The sequence below is a fragment of the uncultured Frigoribacterium sp. genome (assembly GCF_963515265.1).
GTDB lineage: Bacteria > Actinomycetota > Actinomycetes > Actinomycetales > Microbacteriaceae > Frigoribacterium.
Map to the genome: position 1 here is coordinate 13,417 of NZ_CAUPYL010000018.1, position 14,223 is coordinate 27,639.

General features: G+C 72.3%; 14 protein-coding genes and 1 pseudogene. 2 read left to right on the forward strand and 13 right to left on the reverse strand.

From position 1 onward, the window contains the following. Positions 1–3: 3 nt before the first annotated feature. From ybeY to hrcA, 6 genes are all read right to left on the reverse strand, one after another. On the reverse strand, positions 4–465 hold the full coding sequence (gene ybeY, locus RWM17_RS03625) for an rRNA maturation RNase YbeY (RefSeq protein ID WP_314101445.1): 462 nt from the start codon (positions 463–465) through the stop codon (positions 4–6). After that, positions 462–1,592 carry a PhoH family protein gene (locus RWM17_RS03630; protein ID WP_399540024.1) on the reverse strand — a complete coding sequence of 377 codons (1,131 nt, stop codon included), beginning with the start codon at positions 1,590–1,592 and terminating at the stop codon, positions 462–464. The genes ybeY and RWM17_RS03630 overlap by 4 nt, the downstream gene beginning before the upstream one ends. Continuing rightward, a complete protein-coding gene (locus tag RWM17_RS03635) occupies positions 1,582–1,986 on the reverse strand; it encodes an HIT domain-containing protein (protein ID WP_314101448.1) in 405 nt (134 codons plus the stop codon). The genes RWM17_RS03630 and RWM17_RS03635 overlap by 11 nt, the downstream gene beginning before the upstream one ends. Before the next feature lie 97 nt (positions 1,987–2,083). After that, the gene (locus RWM17_RS03640) at positions 2,084–2,833 is read right to left on the reverse strand and encodes a 16S rRNA (uracil(1498)-N(3))-methyltransferase (RefSeq protein WP_314101450.1); all 750 of its coding nucleotides are present in this window, start codon (positions 2,831–2,833) and stop codon (positions 2,084–2,086) included. Between the two features lie 2 nt (positions 2,834–2,835). Beyond that, positions 2,836–3,951 (reverse strand): molecular chaperone DnaJ, encoded by a 1,116-nt coding sequence (gene dnaJ / locus RWM17_RS03645; RefSeq protein WP_314101451.1) that lies wholly within the window; start codon positions 3,949–3,951, stop codon positions 2,836–2,838. 94 nt (positions 3,952–4,045) lie between these two features. Beyond that, entirely contained in the window at positions 4,046–5,068 is a 1,023-nt protein-coding gene (gene hrcA, locus RWM17_RS03650) for a heat-inducible transcriptional repressor HrcA (RefSeq protein ID WP_314101452.1), read from the reverse strand. Between the two features lie 254 nt (positions 5,069–5,322). Here hrcA and RWM17_RS03655 point away from each other — a divergent pair, with 254 nt between their 5' ends. Beyond that, a complete protein-coding gene (locus tag RWM17_RS03655; protein ID WP_314101454.1) occupies positions 5,323–5,802 on the forward strand; it encodes a DUF4870 domain-containing protein in 480 nt (159 codons plus the stop codon). Between the two features lie 96 nt (positions 5,803–5,898). On the opposite strand, the gene hemW is transcribed toward RWM17_RS03655, so the two are convergent. The 5 genes from hemW to RWM17_RS03680 form a co-directional block, all read right to left on the reverse strand. Next, positions 5,899–7,125: a radical SAM family heme chaperone HemW gene (gene hemW, locus RWM17_RS03660; protein WP_314101456.1), complete on the reverse strand. Its 1,227-nt coding sequence runs from the start codon at positions 7,123–7,125 to the stop codon at positions 5,899–5,901. Between the two features lie 2 nt (positions 7,126–7,127). Next, complete coding sequence (locus RWM17_RS03665) at positions 7,128–7,880, reverse strand: DUF1990 domain-containing protein (RefSeq protein ID WP_314101459.1); 753 nt, start codon at positions 7,878–7,880, stop codon at positions 7,128–7,130. 3 nt (positions 7,881–7,883) lie between these two features. Continuing rightward, complete coding sequence (gene lepA / locus RWM17_RS03670) at positions 7,884–9,737, reverse strand: translation elongation factor 4 (RefSeq protein ID WP_314101461.1); 1,854 nt, start codon at positions 9,735–9,737, stop codon at positions 7,884–7,886. Between the two features lie 230 nt (positions 9,738–9,967). Next, the gene (locus tag RWM17_RS03675; RefSeq protein WP_314101463.1) at positions 9,968–10,312 is read right to left on the reverse strand and encodes a DUF4190 domain-containing protein; all 345 of its coding nucleotides are present in this window, start codon (positions 10,310–10,312) and stop codon (positions 9,968–9,970) included. Between the two features lie 73 nt (positions 10,313–10,385). Continuing rightward, positions 10,386–11,531 carry an aminotransferase class I/II-fold pyridoxal phosphate-dependent enzyme gene (locus tag RWM17_RS03680; RefSeq protein ID WP_314101465.1) on the reverse strand — a complete coding sequence of 382 codons (1,146 nt, stop codon included), beginning with the start codon at positions 11,529–11,531 and terminating at the stop codon, positions 10,386–10,388. Between the two features lie 309 nt (positions 11,532–11,840). On the opposite strand from RWM17_RS03680, the gene rpsT reads away from it, so the two are divergent. After that, entirely contained in the window at positions 11,841–12,101 is a 261-nt protein-coding gene (rpsT, locus tag RWM17_RS03685; protein ID WP_123546174.1) for a 30S ribosomal protein S20, read from the forward strand. A gap of 114 nt (positions 12,102–12,215) precedes the next feature. Here rpsT and holA read toward each other — a convergent pair whose 3' ends face one another. Further along, positions 12,216–13,250, reverse strand: coding sequence for a DNA polymerase III subunit delta (gene holA, locus RWM17_RS03690; RefSeq protein ID WP_314101473.1), 1,035 nt, complete (start codon positions 13,248–13,250; stop codon positions 12,216–12,218). A 738-nt stretch (positions 13,251–13,988) separates the two neighbouring features. Then, positions 13,989–14,195 (reverse strand): annotated as a pseudogene (locus tag RWM17_RS03695) (ComEC/Rec2 family competence protein); the annotation flags it as partial. Positions 14,196–14,223 lie beyond the last annotated feature (28 nt).

Here is a 14,223-nt window from a genome sequence, read left to right on the forward strand (position 1 = left end):
GCGTCACCGCGTCTCGTCGGCGCCGGCGAACGCCGAGAGGATCTCGCGCTGGAGACCGAACATCTCGCGTTCGTCGTCGGGCTCGGCGTGGTCGAAGCCGAGCAGGTGCAGCACGCCGTGGCAGGTCAGCAGCAGCATCTCGTCGAGGGGGCTGTGGCCAGCCGTGGCCGCCTGGGCGACCGCGACCTGCGGGCAGACCACGATGTCGCCGAGCAGGCCGGCCGGCGTGGGCTCGTCCTCGGTGCCGGGACGGAGCTCGTCCATCGGGAAGCTGAGCACGTCGGTGGGACCCGGCTCGTCCATCCACTGGACGTGCAGCTGCTCCATCGCCGCCTCGTCGACGAACACGATCGCGAGCTCGGCCTCGGGGTGCACGTGCATCTGGTCGAGTGCGAAGGTCGCCAGGCGCTGGATCGCCGCCTCGTCGACCTCGAGGCCGGACTCGTTGTTGACCTCGATGCTCATCGGGTGCCTCTCTTCGGGAGCCGGTCTCGGCTGGCGGACGACCGGCGCTCGGCCCGGTTCGCGCCGTCGCCGACCGGGCCGGCCGGCGCGGAGGTGCTCGCCGCCTCCTGCCGCTCGGCCCGCTGGGCCTGCCGCTCGGCATCGTAGGTCGTGTAGGCGTCGACGATCCGCCCGACGAGGGTGTGGCGGACCACGTCGTCGCTGGTCAGCCGGGCGAAGTGGATGTCGTCGATGTCGTCGAGGACCCGGGTGACGAGCTGGAGGCCGCTGGCCCCGGTGGGCAGGTCGACCTGCGTGACGTCGCCGGTGACGACCATCCGCGAGCCGAACCCGAGGCGCGTGAGGAACATCTTCATCTGCTCGGGCGTCGTGTTCTGCGCCTCGTCGAGCACCACGAACGCGTCGTTCAGCGTCCGGCCGCGCATGTACGCCAGGGGCGCGACCTCGACGGTGCCGGCCGCCAGGAGCTTCGGCACGATCTCCGGGTCCATCATCTCGTTCAGGGCGTCGTAGAGCGGGCGCAGGTACGGGTCGATCTTGTCGGTCAGCGTGCCGGGCAGGAAGCCGAGCCGCTCCCCCGCCTCGACCGCGGGGCGCGTGAGGATGATGCGCTGCACCTCGCGGCGCTGCAGGGCCTGGACGGCCTTCGCCATCGCCAGGTAGGTCTTGCCCGTGCCTGCGGGGCCGATGCCGAACGTGATGGTGTGCTGGTCGATGGCGTCGACGTACTGCTTCTGCCCGAGGGTCTTCGCGCGCACGGCCTTGCCGCGGCTCGAGACGATGGGCTGGCCGAAGACGTCGGAGGGGGCCGCCGCTCCCGAGTCGAGCAGCTTCGCGGACGTCTCGACCTCGGCCGGCGCCAGGTCGTGGCCCCCGCGGACGAGCCCGACGAGCTCGTCGACGAGCACCCGGGCGCGGCTGACGGACGCGGTCGGGCCCTCGAGGGCGACCTCGTTGCCCCGCACGAGCACGCGCACGTCGGGGTACTGCTTCTCGACGGTGCGCAGCAGGCGGTCCTGGGGACCGAGCAGCTGGACCATGGCGACGCCGTCGACGGTGAGATCGACGCGCGTGGTGCCCTCGCCTGCGGGCTGAGGGTCGGTGGAGCGGGTCTCGCTAGTGGGCAAGGGAGCCTTCCTCGAGGGGGCCCGCGAGCACATGGGCGTGCACGTGGAACACGGTCTGGCCGGCGGAGGCGCCGGTGTTGAAGATCAGTCGGAACTCGCCCGTGCCGCCCGAGGCCGCCACGACCTCGTCGCCGAGGAGGTCCGGATCGGAGGCGAGCGCCGAGGCCGTCGACACGACGTGGGCGAGCAGGGCCGGGTCGGCGGCCGCGAGCTCGACGACGTCGCGGTGACGCGAGGTCTTGGGCACGACGAGCACGTGGAACGGCGCCTGCGGCGCGATGTCGCGGAAGGCGATCACCGCGTCGTCCTCGAAGACCACGTCGGCGGGGATCTCGCGCGAGATGATGCGGCTGAAGACCGACGCCTCGGTCGGTGCTGGCTCTGGCTCGGACATGTGTCCCATGGTAGTCGCGGCCGCCGTCACGGCCCCCACCGGCGGCACGGCCCTCACCGCCGGCACGGCGACAGGGCCCCCGCCGACGGCCCGACGCCTACCAGCGTCCCAGCCGCACGCTCAGGACCGCGAGGGCGGCGGGCCCCGCCGTCGAGGTGCGGAGCACGGCGTCGCCCAGCCGCACCGGGACGGCACCCGCGCTCTCGAGCAGCTCGAGCTCCGAGGGCGAGATGCCGCCCTCGGGGCCGACCACCACCAGGACCGACGCCGGCGCGCCTCCCCCGCCCTCGACGACGACGTCGGACAGGGCCCGCACGGCGCTCGGCTCGAGCACGAGGACGAGCGCCGTGTCGTCCGCGGCCCGTGCCGCGACCTGCTTCGTCGTCGACAGCTCGGAGACCACCGGAGCCCAGGGCCTGATCGCCTGCTTCGTCGCCTCCCGCGTGATGGAGCGCCACCGAGCGGTGCCCTTGGCCACCTTGGCGCCCTCCCAGCGCGAGACGCTGCGGGCGGCGGACCACGGCACGACCTCGTCGACGCCCAGCTCGGTCGCGGCCTGGACGGCGAGCTCGTCGCGGTCGCCCTTGGCCAGCGCCTGGACGAGCACGAGCCGGGTCCCCGGTCGCTCGACCCGCGTCACCTCGGCGGCGACCACCGTCAGCCGCGAATCCGTCGCCTCGACGACCTCGCCGCGCACCGACGTGCCCCGCCCGTCGCCGAGCGCGAGCGACTCGCCGACACGGACCCGGCTGACCGTGACCGCGTGCCGCGCCTCCTGCCCCTCGACCACGACGGCGCTCCCGACGGACGCGTCCGTCAGGTCGTCGACCAGGTAGAAGTGGGCCACGATCAGAAGTGCAGGAACCGGTCGCGGAGCTTGCCGAACAGGCCCTGCTGGAACTGGGAGAGCTCTGGCGCCGCCGAGCGGCGTCCGGCGGCGAACTTCTCGATGAGCTCTCGCTCCTTGTGGCTGAGCTTGGTCGGCGTCACGACCTGGATGCCGATCTTCAGGTCGCCCCGCCCGGTGCCCCGGAGCTTCGTGATGCCCCGGTCACGGATCGTGATGACGTCGGCGCTCTGGGTGCCGGCCTTGAGCTCGATCTCGACCTCGCCGTCGAGGGCGTGCAGGGTCGTCTCGGTGCCCAGGATGGCGTCGGCCATCTGCACCTCGAGCGTCGCGAGCAGGTCGTCGCCGTCGCGGCTGTAGATGTCGTGGTGGCGCACCTTGACCTCGAGGTAGAGGTCGCCGTTGGGCCCGCCGGCCTGACCGACCTCGCCCTGGCTGGGCAGCTGCAGCCGGATGCCCGTGTCGACGCCCGCCGGGATGTCGATGGGGATGGTGCGCCGTGCGCGGACCCGGCCCTGGCCCTGGCAGGTGGGGCACGGGTTCGGGATGACCGTGCCGTAGCCGCGGCAGGTGCCGCAGGGGCTCGACGTCATGACGTTGCCGAGCAGCGACCGGACGGTCCGCTGGATCTGGCCGGAGCCGTGGCAGATGTCGCAGGTCTGGGGCAAGGTGCCGGGCGCGCAGCACGACCCGTTGCAGGTCTCGCAGAGCACGGCCGTGTCGACCTCGATGTCGCGTGTCGTGCCGAAGACGATCTCCTCGAGGTCGACCTCGAGGCGCAGCAGGGCGTCCTGGCCGCGCTCGCGACGCGACCGCGGGCCCTGTCGCTGGCCGCCGCCTCCGCCGCCTCCGAAGAACGCGTCGAAGATGTCGCCGAAGCCCGCCGCGCCGCCGCCCCCGCCGCCGAACCCGGCCTGCGGGCCGAGGTCGTAGCGCTCGCGCTGCTGCGGGTCGCTCAGCACGTCGTAGGCGTGCGTGACGTCCTTGAAGCGCTCGGAGGCCTCGGGGCTGGGATTGACGTCCGGGTGCAGCTCGCGCGCGAGCCTGCGGTACGCCTTCTTGATCTCGTCGGGCGTCGCCGACCGGTCGACTCCGAGCACGTCGTAATGATCTGCCACTTGTTCTCGTCTGCCTCTGGTGTCTGGGGGTGGTCTCGTGGGGGCTGGTCAGGGGGCACGGCGCGGTCGCGCAGGGCCGGGGAGGTGCGGGTCGTCAGCGCTCGGAGAGCAGCGACGACAGGTAGCGGGCCACCGCACGCACGGCGGCCATGTTGGTCGAGTAGTCCATGCGCATCGGGCCGAGCACGCCGAGGCGCGCGACCTCGCTGCCCGTCGAGGTGTACCCGCTCGCGAGCACGGACGCCTGGGAGAGGCCGAAGGAGGCGTTCTCCCGCCCGATGCTCGCGGCGACGTCGACCGCGTCGAGCTGCATCTCGCCGAAGAGACGCAGCAGGGCCACCTGCTGCTCGATCGCCTCGAGGACGGGGTAGAGGTCGCCGCTGAAGTCGTCGCCGGTGCGCACGAGGTTGGCCGCGCCGGCCATCACGAGGCGTTCCTGACGCCCGGCGGCGAGCTGCTCGACCAGGCTGGCGACGACGACGCCGACCACGACGGCCTGCTCCGGGCGGAAGCCCTCGTGCAGGTCGCCGAGCAGCGCGGCGGCCGCGCTCAGCTCGGTGCCGCCCACCGCCCCGTTGAGCGCACGCCGGAGCTCGGCGAGGAACTCGTCGTCGACGACGACGGGCAGCTCGACGAGCCGCTGCTCGACCTGGCCCGTGTCGGTGATGAGCACGGTCATGACGCGCCGCTCGGCCAGACTGACCAGCTCGACGTGTCGCACGCGCGCCCGCGAGAACGAGGGGTACTGGACCAGCGCCACCTGGTTCGTCAGCTGGGACAGGAGGCGGACCGTGCGGCCGAGGACCTCGTCGAGGTCGGCCGAGTCCCCGAGGAACGTCTCGATCGCCTGCCGCTGCGCGCTGCTCAGCGGACGCAGGTCGGCGAGGTGGTTGACGAAGAGGCGGTAGCCCTTGTCGGTCGGCACCCGACCCGACGAGGTGTGCGGCGCCGCGATCAGCTCTTCTTCTTCGAGGAGCGCCATGTCGTTGCGGATCGTGGCGGCCGAGACGCCGAAGTGGTGACGCTCGACGATCGACTTCGAGCCCACGGGCTCGCGGGACGCGACATAGTCGCGCACGATGACGCGCAGCACCTCGAGACCACGTTCCGAGACCACGACGCACCTCCCTCTCGCACGGCCGGCGGCGGGGCGCGTCACGACGACGACCCGAGCTCGCTGGCACTCGTCCTGCCAGACTGCCAATCCTACGTCACGCGGCCCGCGAGGCCTACTCGACCCGTACCTCCTGCCCTATGCTCGCCGTGACGCCCGCCGGACCACCTCGTCCGGCCGGGCGGCCAGCACCGACCACCGCGATGCGCCCGTTCGCCTCGACCCGGTCGGGCCCACGACGACGAACAGGTGAGCAGATGACCGACACCCCTCCCTCCCAGCCGAACGACCCGCAGGGCTCCGGCTGGGGCCAGCAGCCCGGTCAGGGCCAGCCCGGCTACGGCCAGCAGCCCGGTCAGCCCGGCTACGGCCAGCAGCCCGGCTACGGCGCGCCTCAGGCGCCGCAGCCCCTCCGCCCCGAGGACGAGAAGCTCTGGGCCACGCTGATCCACGTGGGCGGCATCCTGCTCAGCTTCGTCGCGCCCCTGGTCGGCTACCTCGTGCTCAAGGACCGCGGCCCGTTCGTCCGCGAGCACAGCCGCGTCGCACTGAACTTCCAGATCACGATGGTCATCGCGTACGTCATCGGAGGCGCCACGTCGTTCCTCGGCATCGGCGTGCTGATCACGCTCGCCGCGGCGATCGTCGTGATCGTCTTCGGGATCATCGCGGCCCTCGCCGCCAACCGCGGCGAGTACTACAAGTACCCGTTGAGCATCGAGTTCATCAAGGCGTAGCCCGCCGGCACGCTCGTCGAGGCGCGTCTCCCGGCCGGGAGGCGCGCCTCGCGTCGTCCCGACCGCGTCCGGCGTCGACTCGGGTCGCGTCGGCCCTCAGACCGGGAGCAGCCGGCGGACCACCGCGTCGGCCATGAGCCGCCCCGTGCGCGTGAGGACGACGCGACCGGCCAGCGCCTCGCGGCCCTCGACCCAGCCGTCCGCGATCAGACCCGCCACGGCCGCGCGGCCCTCGGGATCGAGGTCGGACGTGGGCAGCCCCTCGCGCATCCGGACCGCGAGCAGCACCCGCTCGACCCGGCGCGTCTCGGCGTCGAGGGTCTCGCGGCCGGCCCCCGGGGACTCCCCCGCGGCCATGCGCTGGCCGTAGGCGGCCGGGTGCTTCACGTTCCACCAGCGGACGCCGCCGACGTGGCTGTGCGCGCCCGGGCCGACGCCCCACCAGTCGTGGCCCTGCCAGTACGACAGGTTGTGCCGCGAGCGGTGCTGCTCGTCGCGAGCCCAGTTGCTGACCTCGTACCAGCCGTAGCCCGCCGCGGCGAGCCGGTCGTCGGCGAGCTCGTACATGTCGGCCGCGGTGTCGTCGTCGGGCTGGGCCACCTCGCCGCGGCGGATCTGCCGGGCGAGCTTCGTGCCGTCCTCGACGATCAGCGAGTAGGCCGACAGGTGGTCGGGCTGCTGCTCGAGCGCGACGTCGAGCGACCGGGACCAGTCGTCGAGCGTCTCGCCGGGGGTGCCGTAGATGAGGTCGAGGCTGACGTCGAGCCCGGCGTCGCGTGCCCACTGCACCACCAGCGGGACGCGCTCGGGGTCGTGCGTGCGCTCGAGGGTCGCGAGCACGCTCGGCACCGCGGACTGCATCCCGAAGCTGACGCGCGTGAACCCGGCGGCCGCGAGGGCGAGCAGGTACTCGGCGTCGACCGAGTCGGGGTTCGCCTCCGTCGTCACCTCGGCGCCGTCGACCAGCCCCCAGGTGTCGACGACCGACGAGAGCATCGCGGCGAGGTCGGAGTGCGGCAGCATCGTGGGCGTGCCGCCGCCGAAGAAGACGGTCGAGACCGGACGGGGAGGCAGCCCGGCGCCCTCGAGGACGCGACCGGCGAGGCGCACCTCGTCCACCGCCTCCTGCGCGTAGTCGTCACGCCGGGCGCCGCGCAGCTCGTCGCCCGTGTAGGTGTTGAAGTCGCAGTAGCCGCAGCGGACCCGGCAGAAGGGCACGTGCAGGTACACGCCGAAGTTGCGGTCGGCGACCCCCTCGACGACCGAGGCCGGCAGCGAGCCGTCGACGGGAGCGGGATCGCCGAGGGGAAGGGCTCCGGGCACCGTCAGTCGCCCGACCGGCGCGAGCCGGGCTCGCGGATCTCGTCGTCGTGAGCGGCCTCGGCGGCGGCCTCGAGGTCGACGTCCGCCTCGGCGGGGACGTCGGGCTCGCTGAGGATCAGGGCACGCAGGTAACGACGCGTGTACATCGCCTGCTGACGTCGCATGAAGGGCTCGACGAGCTTCCAGCGCCAGGTGCTCGGGCGGGAGAACGAACGGATCGAGAGCCAGACGGAGCCGTCGTCGGTCTGGTCGACGACCCAGCTCTCCTCGCCGCTCTCCGGGTGGCCGTCGAGGGTGCCGTAGGCGAAGCCCTTGCGCCTCGGCTCGTCGACGACGTAGACGACCCGGACGGGCGCCTGCACGCTGCGGCCGTAGGCCGAGATCGACAGGGTCGCCGTCGTGCCGGCGGTGAGGAACGGCGTGCCGTCCGGAGCGAAGCGGGACTCGTCGCGGCCCTGCTCCCAGTGCGCCGGGTCGACGGGGACCCCGTCGTCATCGAAGGTGACGGGGTGGTAGCCGCCTTCCTCGACCGGCGGCGTCGAGTCGACGCGGACCTCGATGCCGCTGCGCTCCTGGATCTTCCAGGTCATCGTGGCGATCCACGCCGCCTCGAAGCGCGCGTCGCCGTGGCCGACCCTCGTGCGGTACTCGGCGGGGCGGAAGCCCTTCGGCGGGTACTGCATCAGGTCGGGCGCCTGTGTCGCGCCGACCTCGCCGTAGGTCGTGTGGGTCTCGGCGTGGGTGGACCGGCGCATCGGCTACTTCTTCTCTTTCTTCGCCTCGGTGTCGCCGCTCAGGGCGGCGATGAACGCCTCCTGGGGCACCTCGACGCGACCGATGGTCTTCATGCGCTTCTTGCCCTCCTTCTGCTTCTCGAGCAGCTTGCGCTTGCGGCTGATGTCGCCGCCGTAGCACTTCGCGAGGACGTCCTTTCGCATGGCCCGGATGCTCTCGCGCGCGATGATCCGGGCGCCGATCGCCGCTTGGATCGGGACCTCGAACTGCTGTCGCGGGATGAGCTCGCGGAGGCGGCCGGTCATGAGGACCCCGTACGCGTACGCCTTGTCGCGGTGGACGATCGCGCTGAACGCGTCGACCTGCTCGCCCTGGAGCAGGATGTCGACCTTGACGAGGTCGGCCTCCTGGTCGCCGATGGGCTCGTAGTCGAGGCTCGCGTAGCCGGCCGTCTTCGACTTGAGGCTGTCGAAGAAGTCGAAGACGATCTCGCCGAGGGGCATCGCGTAGCGGATCTCGACGCGGTCCTCGCCGAGGTACTCCATGCCGAGCAAGTTGCCCCGGCGCTGCTGGCAGAGCTCCATGATGACGCCGACGTAGTCCTTCGGGGCGAGGATCGCCGCCTTGACCATCGGCTCGCTCACGCTGGCGATCTTGCCGCCGGGGAACTCGCTCGGGTTGGTGACGGTCACCGTCTGCTTGTCGTCGGTGGTCACCTCGTACACGACGCTCGGCGCGGTCGTGATGAGGTCGAGGCCGAACTCGCGCTCGAGACGTTCGGTGATGATCTCGAGGTGCAGCAGCCCGAGGAACCCGCAGCGGAAGCCGAAGCCGAGCGCGACGCTGGTCTCGGGCTCGTAGACGAGGGCGGCGTCGGACAGCTTGAGCTTGTCGAGGGCCTCGCGCAGGTCGGGGTAGTCGCTGCCGTCGATCGGGTACAGGCCCGAGTAGACCATCGGGAGAGGCTCGACGTAGCCGGCCAGCGCCTCCGTGGCGGGCTTGGCAGAGGTCGTGACGGTGTCGCCGACCTTCGAGAGCCGCACGTCCTTCACACCCGTGATCAGGTAGCCGACCTCGCCGACCGAGAGGCCTTGGCTCGGCGTCGGCTCCGGGGAGGAGACACCGATCTCGAGGATCTCGTGCGTCGACTTCGTCGACATCATCTGCACCTTCTCGCGCGGGTGCAGGGTGCCGTCGATCATGCGGATGTACGTCACGACGCCTCGGTAGCTGTCGTAGACGGAGTCGAAGATCATCGCGCGCGGCGAGGCGTCGAAGTCGCCGGTGGGCGACGGGATGCGATCGACGACGCGGTCGAGCAGCTCGGTGACGCCGACGCCGGTCTTGCCGCTGACGCGCAGGACGTCGGCGGGGTCGCCCCCGATGAGGCTCGCGAGCTCGGCCGCGTACTTCTCCGGGTCGGCCGCCGGCAGGTCGATCTTGTTGAGGACCGGGATGATCTCGAGGTCGTTCTCGAGCGCCAGGTAGAGGTTCGCCAGCGTCTGGGCCTCGATGCCCTGCGCCGCGTCGACGAGGAGGATGGCGCCCTCGCACGCGGCGAGCGACCGGCTGACCTCGTAGCTGAAGTCGACGTGGCCGGGCGTGTCGATCATGTTGAGGGCGAAGGTCTGGCCGTCGCGCTCCCAGGGCATGCGCACGGCCTGGCTCTTGATCGTGATGCCGCGCTCGCGCTCGATGTCCATGCGGTCGAGGTACTGGGCGCGCATCGCCCGGTCTTCGACGACGCCGGTGATGCCCAGCATGCGATCGGCGAGGGTCGACTTGCCGTGGTCGATGTGCGCGATGATGCAGAAGTTGCGGATGTGCTCGGGCGCGGTCTTCGCCGGCTCGAGTGCACGGGTTGCTAGGGGGCTCACACGGTCCTCAGGGGGTGGCGGGCGGTTGTCGCCTCGATTCTCCCACGTCGCGCTCGGGAACCGTGTCGGCAACTCCTGCTGCATGCGCGGCGCCGTCGCCGTGACGGCGCTGCCGGCGGCTCTCGGCGCACCCGTCAGGAGTTGCCGACGCGAGGCGCGGCCACACGGGGCAGGCGCCAGCTGACGAGCAGGCGTCAGCTGAGGGGCAGGCGCCAGCGGACGAGCAGGCGTCAGCTGAGGTACTGGAACAGGCCGAGCAGGCCGATCGGCACCGCGGCGAGCAGGCCCACCACGAGGAGGACGACGCTGCCGAGCAGCATCACCCCCGACGAGATGATGCCGATGAGCGCCATCGTGCGGCCCTCGGGCTCGCGTCGGCGACCGAGGACGCCGAGGACGACGCCCACGATCGGCACGACGAAGGTGAAGCTCAGCGCCACCGACGCGATCCCGAGCACGAGGCTCGTGAGGCTCAGCGGCGAGTGCAGGCCGCCGGTCGCCGCGGGGGCGCCGGGAGCGGCGGGGGCCACGGTGTGCGCGGCGACGGGCGGGGTGGTCGGTGCGGTGTTCGTCATGCCTCGAGCCTACGAAGGAGGCGCAGCCCGCCTGAAGGGGGCAGACCCCCGGATCGATGCGGGGGCGTCCCCGTCAGGCGCCGGGTGCGGGGAGGGCTCGGAGCCCGCGCTCGATCACGTCGGGAGCCGCGGCCAGGCAGATGCGGATCCAGCCCTCGCCGGACCGGCCGAAGGCGCTGCCGGGGGCGACGGCGACCCGCTGCTCGAGCAGGAAGCGCTCGGCCCAGCCGGCGACGTCGCCCCGCGACGCGTGGCTCACGTCGATCCAGAGGTAGAAGGCGCCCTGCGGGTCGAGGTGGGCGATGCCGCGCTCGGCGAGCAGGGCCGTGGCGAGCTCGAGGTTCCGGCGGTAGTGCTCGCGGGCCTCGGACACGGGCCCGTGGTCGCCGGTGACGGCGGCGAGGGCCGCGTGCTGGTCGGGCTCGGCGACGCAGCTGATCATCGCCTCCTGGACCGTGCGCATCGTCGGCGCGAGACCGCGTGGCGTCACCAGGTAGCCGACGCGAACGCCGGTCATGGCGTACGTCTTGCTCAGCGAGAACGCGGTGAAGACGCGGTCGTCGGTGTCGAGGGAGGCGATGCTCACGTGCGGCGTCCCGTAGGTGAAGTACTCGTAGACCTCGTCGCTGATCACCCAGAGGTCGTGGCGAGCAGCCAGGTCGAGCAGCCCCTGCAGCACCTCACGCGGCCAGACGACCCCGAGGGGGTTGGACGGCGAGTTGACGACGACGGCTCGCGTGCGGTCCGTGACGGCCGCCTCCAGCTGATCGAGGTCGGGCAGGAAGCCGTCGCCGGGCGAGAGCGCGTACGGCACGGGGACGGCGTCGAGCATGTGGGCGTTCATCGAGAACGTCGTGTAGCCGGGGTCGGGCACGAGCACCTCGTCGCCCGACGCGAGGACGAGACCCATGGCCTGGTAGAGCGCCTGGGTGGCCCCGACCGTGACCCAGACCTGTTCCGCGTCGACGCGCAGGTCGTTCTCGCGCGCCAGCTTGGCCACGAGGGCCTCGCGGAGGGGCGCGATGCCGCCGTTCGGCGTGTAGCCCGTGCGGTCCTCCGACCAGGCGCGGCGGGCCGCGTCGCCGACGTGGTGCGGCACGGGCACGTCGGGCTCGCCGATGGCCAGCATCGCGACGTCGTCCAGGCCGGCAGCGAGCTCGAAGACCCGGCGGATCCCGGAGGCGGGGACGGACGCGATGTACGGGGCGAGCGACGGCATGACGGCACCGTACTACGGGCGACACGCCCTCCCGCCGGGTCACCACCGCCCGTCGGGGACGCTCTATCATTGAGAGTCGGGCGACGTGCTGGTAACGTTGCCTGTTGGCTTGCGCGGAACGTCTGACGTGACGGATCGCGAACGCAGCCGAGAGCCGCTCCGGTGGCACCACCGGCGGCAGCCCGGGGAGAGCGCGTCTCCTCCCGGTCGGCTCGCAGCACCACCTCACAGAACCGTCCCCCGGGCACGGCGCCGCATCCTGGTGCCGACAGCCCAGTCATACGACACACGAAACAGGAAGTAGCGAACGTGGCGAACATCAAGTCGCAGATCAAGCGCATCGGCACCAACAAGAAGGCCCAGGACCGCAACAAGGCCGTCAAGAGCGAGCTGAAGACCGCCGTCCGCGCCGCGCGCGAGGCCATCGTCGCCGGCGACAAGGACAAGGCGACCGCGTCGCTGGCCCTCGCCTCGAAGAAGCTCGACAAGGCCGCCAGCAAGGGCGTCATCCACAAGAACCAGGCCGCGAACCGCAAGTCGTCGATCGCCAAGCAGGTCGGCGCTCTCTGAGCCTGACTCCCTGAGCGCATCGCGCTCGCTGCGAAGGGCCCCGTCTCGACCGAGACGGGGCCCTTCACGTTCCCCGGGGCGTCAGGATGACGGACCCGCGAGCCAGGCAGCCGGTCAGCGCCCGACGGCACCCCGCGTCGCCACGGTCGTGACCATCCGCTCGAGCGCGTAGATCGCGTCGCGCTGGGCGCCCTTGACCGCGGCATCGGTCTCGGCGAGCAGCTCGATGCACCGGCCCAGGCCGTCCTCGCTCCAGCCACGGACGTCGCGCTGGGCACGCTCGACCTGCCACGGCGCCATGCCGAGACGCGACGCGAGCTGGCCGGACGGGCCGTAGACGCCCTGCACCTTCGCCATGGTGCGGATCTTCATCGCGAAGGCCGCCACGACGGGGACCGGGTCGGCACCCGACGACAGGGCGTGCCGCAGCAGCACGAGCGCCTCGCCCTGGCGCCCCGCGATGGCCGCGTCCGCGACCTTGAAGGCGTTCGTCTCGACCCTGCCGGCGTAGTACTTCTCGACCGTCGCCTCCGTGATCTCGTCCGCCGCGTCGGAGATCAGCTGCTGGCATGCGCTGGCGAGCTCGGCCAGGTCGTCGGAGAAGGCCGTCACGAGCGCGCGGAGTGCGCCACTCGACACGCGTCGACGCGCCGACCGGAACTCGCCCGCGGCGAAGTCGTGCTTCTCCGTGTCCTTCTTGAGCTCGGCGCAGACGACCTCGACGCCGCCGCCGACGCCCGCTCGGATCGTGTCGAGCAGCTTCTTGCCGCGCACGCCCCCGCCGTGCCGCAGCACGAGGTAGGTGTCGTCGGCTGGCGACTCGAGGTAGCGGAGCGTCTCGGCGAGGAACGCGTCGGTGCACTTCTCGACCGACACCACGCGCAGGAGGCGCGGCTCGGCGAACAGGGACGGGCTCGCGAGCGTGATGAGCTCACCGGGCTGGTAATGGTCGGCCTCGAGGTCGTGGACCTCGAGGCTCGGGTCCTCCGCGACGAGCTGGTCGCGGAGCTGCCGGACGGCACGCTCGGCGAGGAACTGCTCAGGCCCGCTGACGAGGACGACGGGCGCCGGGCGGATCGCGTGCCAGGGGACCTGGTCGACGGCGACGCTCGCCTTCTTCGTCGTCTTGCCGGTGGTTCTCGCGGCCACGGTCCTCCTCGGTCGAGGACGCCTCGGGCGCCCGGGTCCCAGCGTAACGGCCTCCCCCGACGCCGTCGGCGCCGAGGCCCCCGCGGCCGCCGTGGCCGACGGGTCGGCGGACGGCTCGTGGCCCGCAGCGGCGTGCCGGCGCCAGAGCCGCACGTCGCCCGCGTCGTCGACCACGACCGCGGCGTCGCCGTCGAGATCGGTCCTCGTGACCTCGGCGCCCGCCTCCTCGACCATCTCGAGGGCCTCGCGCCGCGGGTGCCCGTAGCTGTTGTCGGCACCGACGCCGACGAGCCCGACGGAGGCCCGGGCGGCCGCGTAGAGCCCCGCGTGCTGGTCGGCGGATCCGTGGTGGGACACCTTCACGACGTCGACGCCCGAGAGTGCGCCGCCCGACGACGAGAGGAGGCGACGCTGCGGCGCCTCGGCGAGGTCGCCGAGGTCGAGGAGCGACAGGCAGCCCGTCCGACAGCCGGGCAGGGGCCGCCACAGGGTGACGACGCTCGCGTCGTTGCCCGCCGCGTCCGCCCGGACCGGCCAGAGCACCGACCAGCCGAGCCCGCCGAGGACTCCGCCCACGCCGGCCGCGACCTCGACGACCTCCGCGCCGCCGCCGGCCAGGTCGTCGACGACGCGCTCGTCGTCGGGGCTCGCCGTCGGCCCCACCAGGACTCGACCCACTCGTCCCGTGACCACGTCGACGGCGCCGACGTGGTCGGTGTCGAAGTGCGTGAGCACGAGGAGGTCGATCCGGTCGACCCCGAACCGGCGGAGGCAGCCGCCGAGCGCGCCCTCGTCGTCGCCCACGTCGACGAGGGCCACCTGGCCCGCGCTCCGGACGAGGACCGCGTCGCCCTGCCCGACGTCGCACTGGGCGATCGCCCAGTCGGCAGGGACGGCGCTGCGCTCACCCGTGCGGACGCCCGCCACGACGCCGGCGCCCACCACGAGCGCGCCCGTGAGCAGGACGACGACG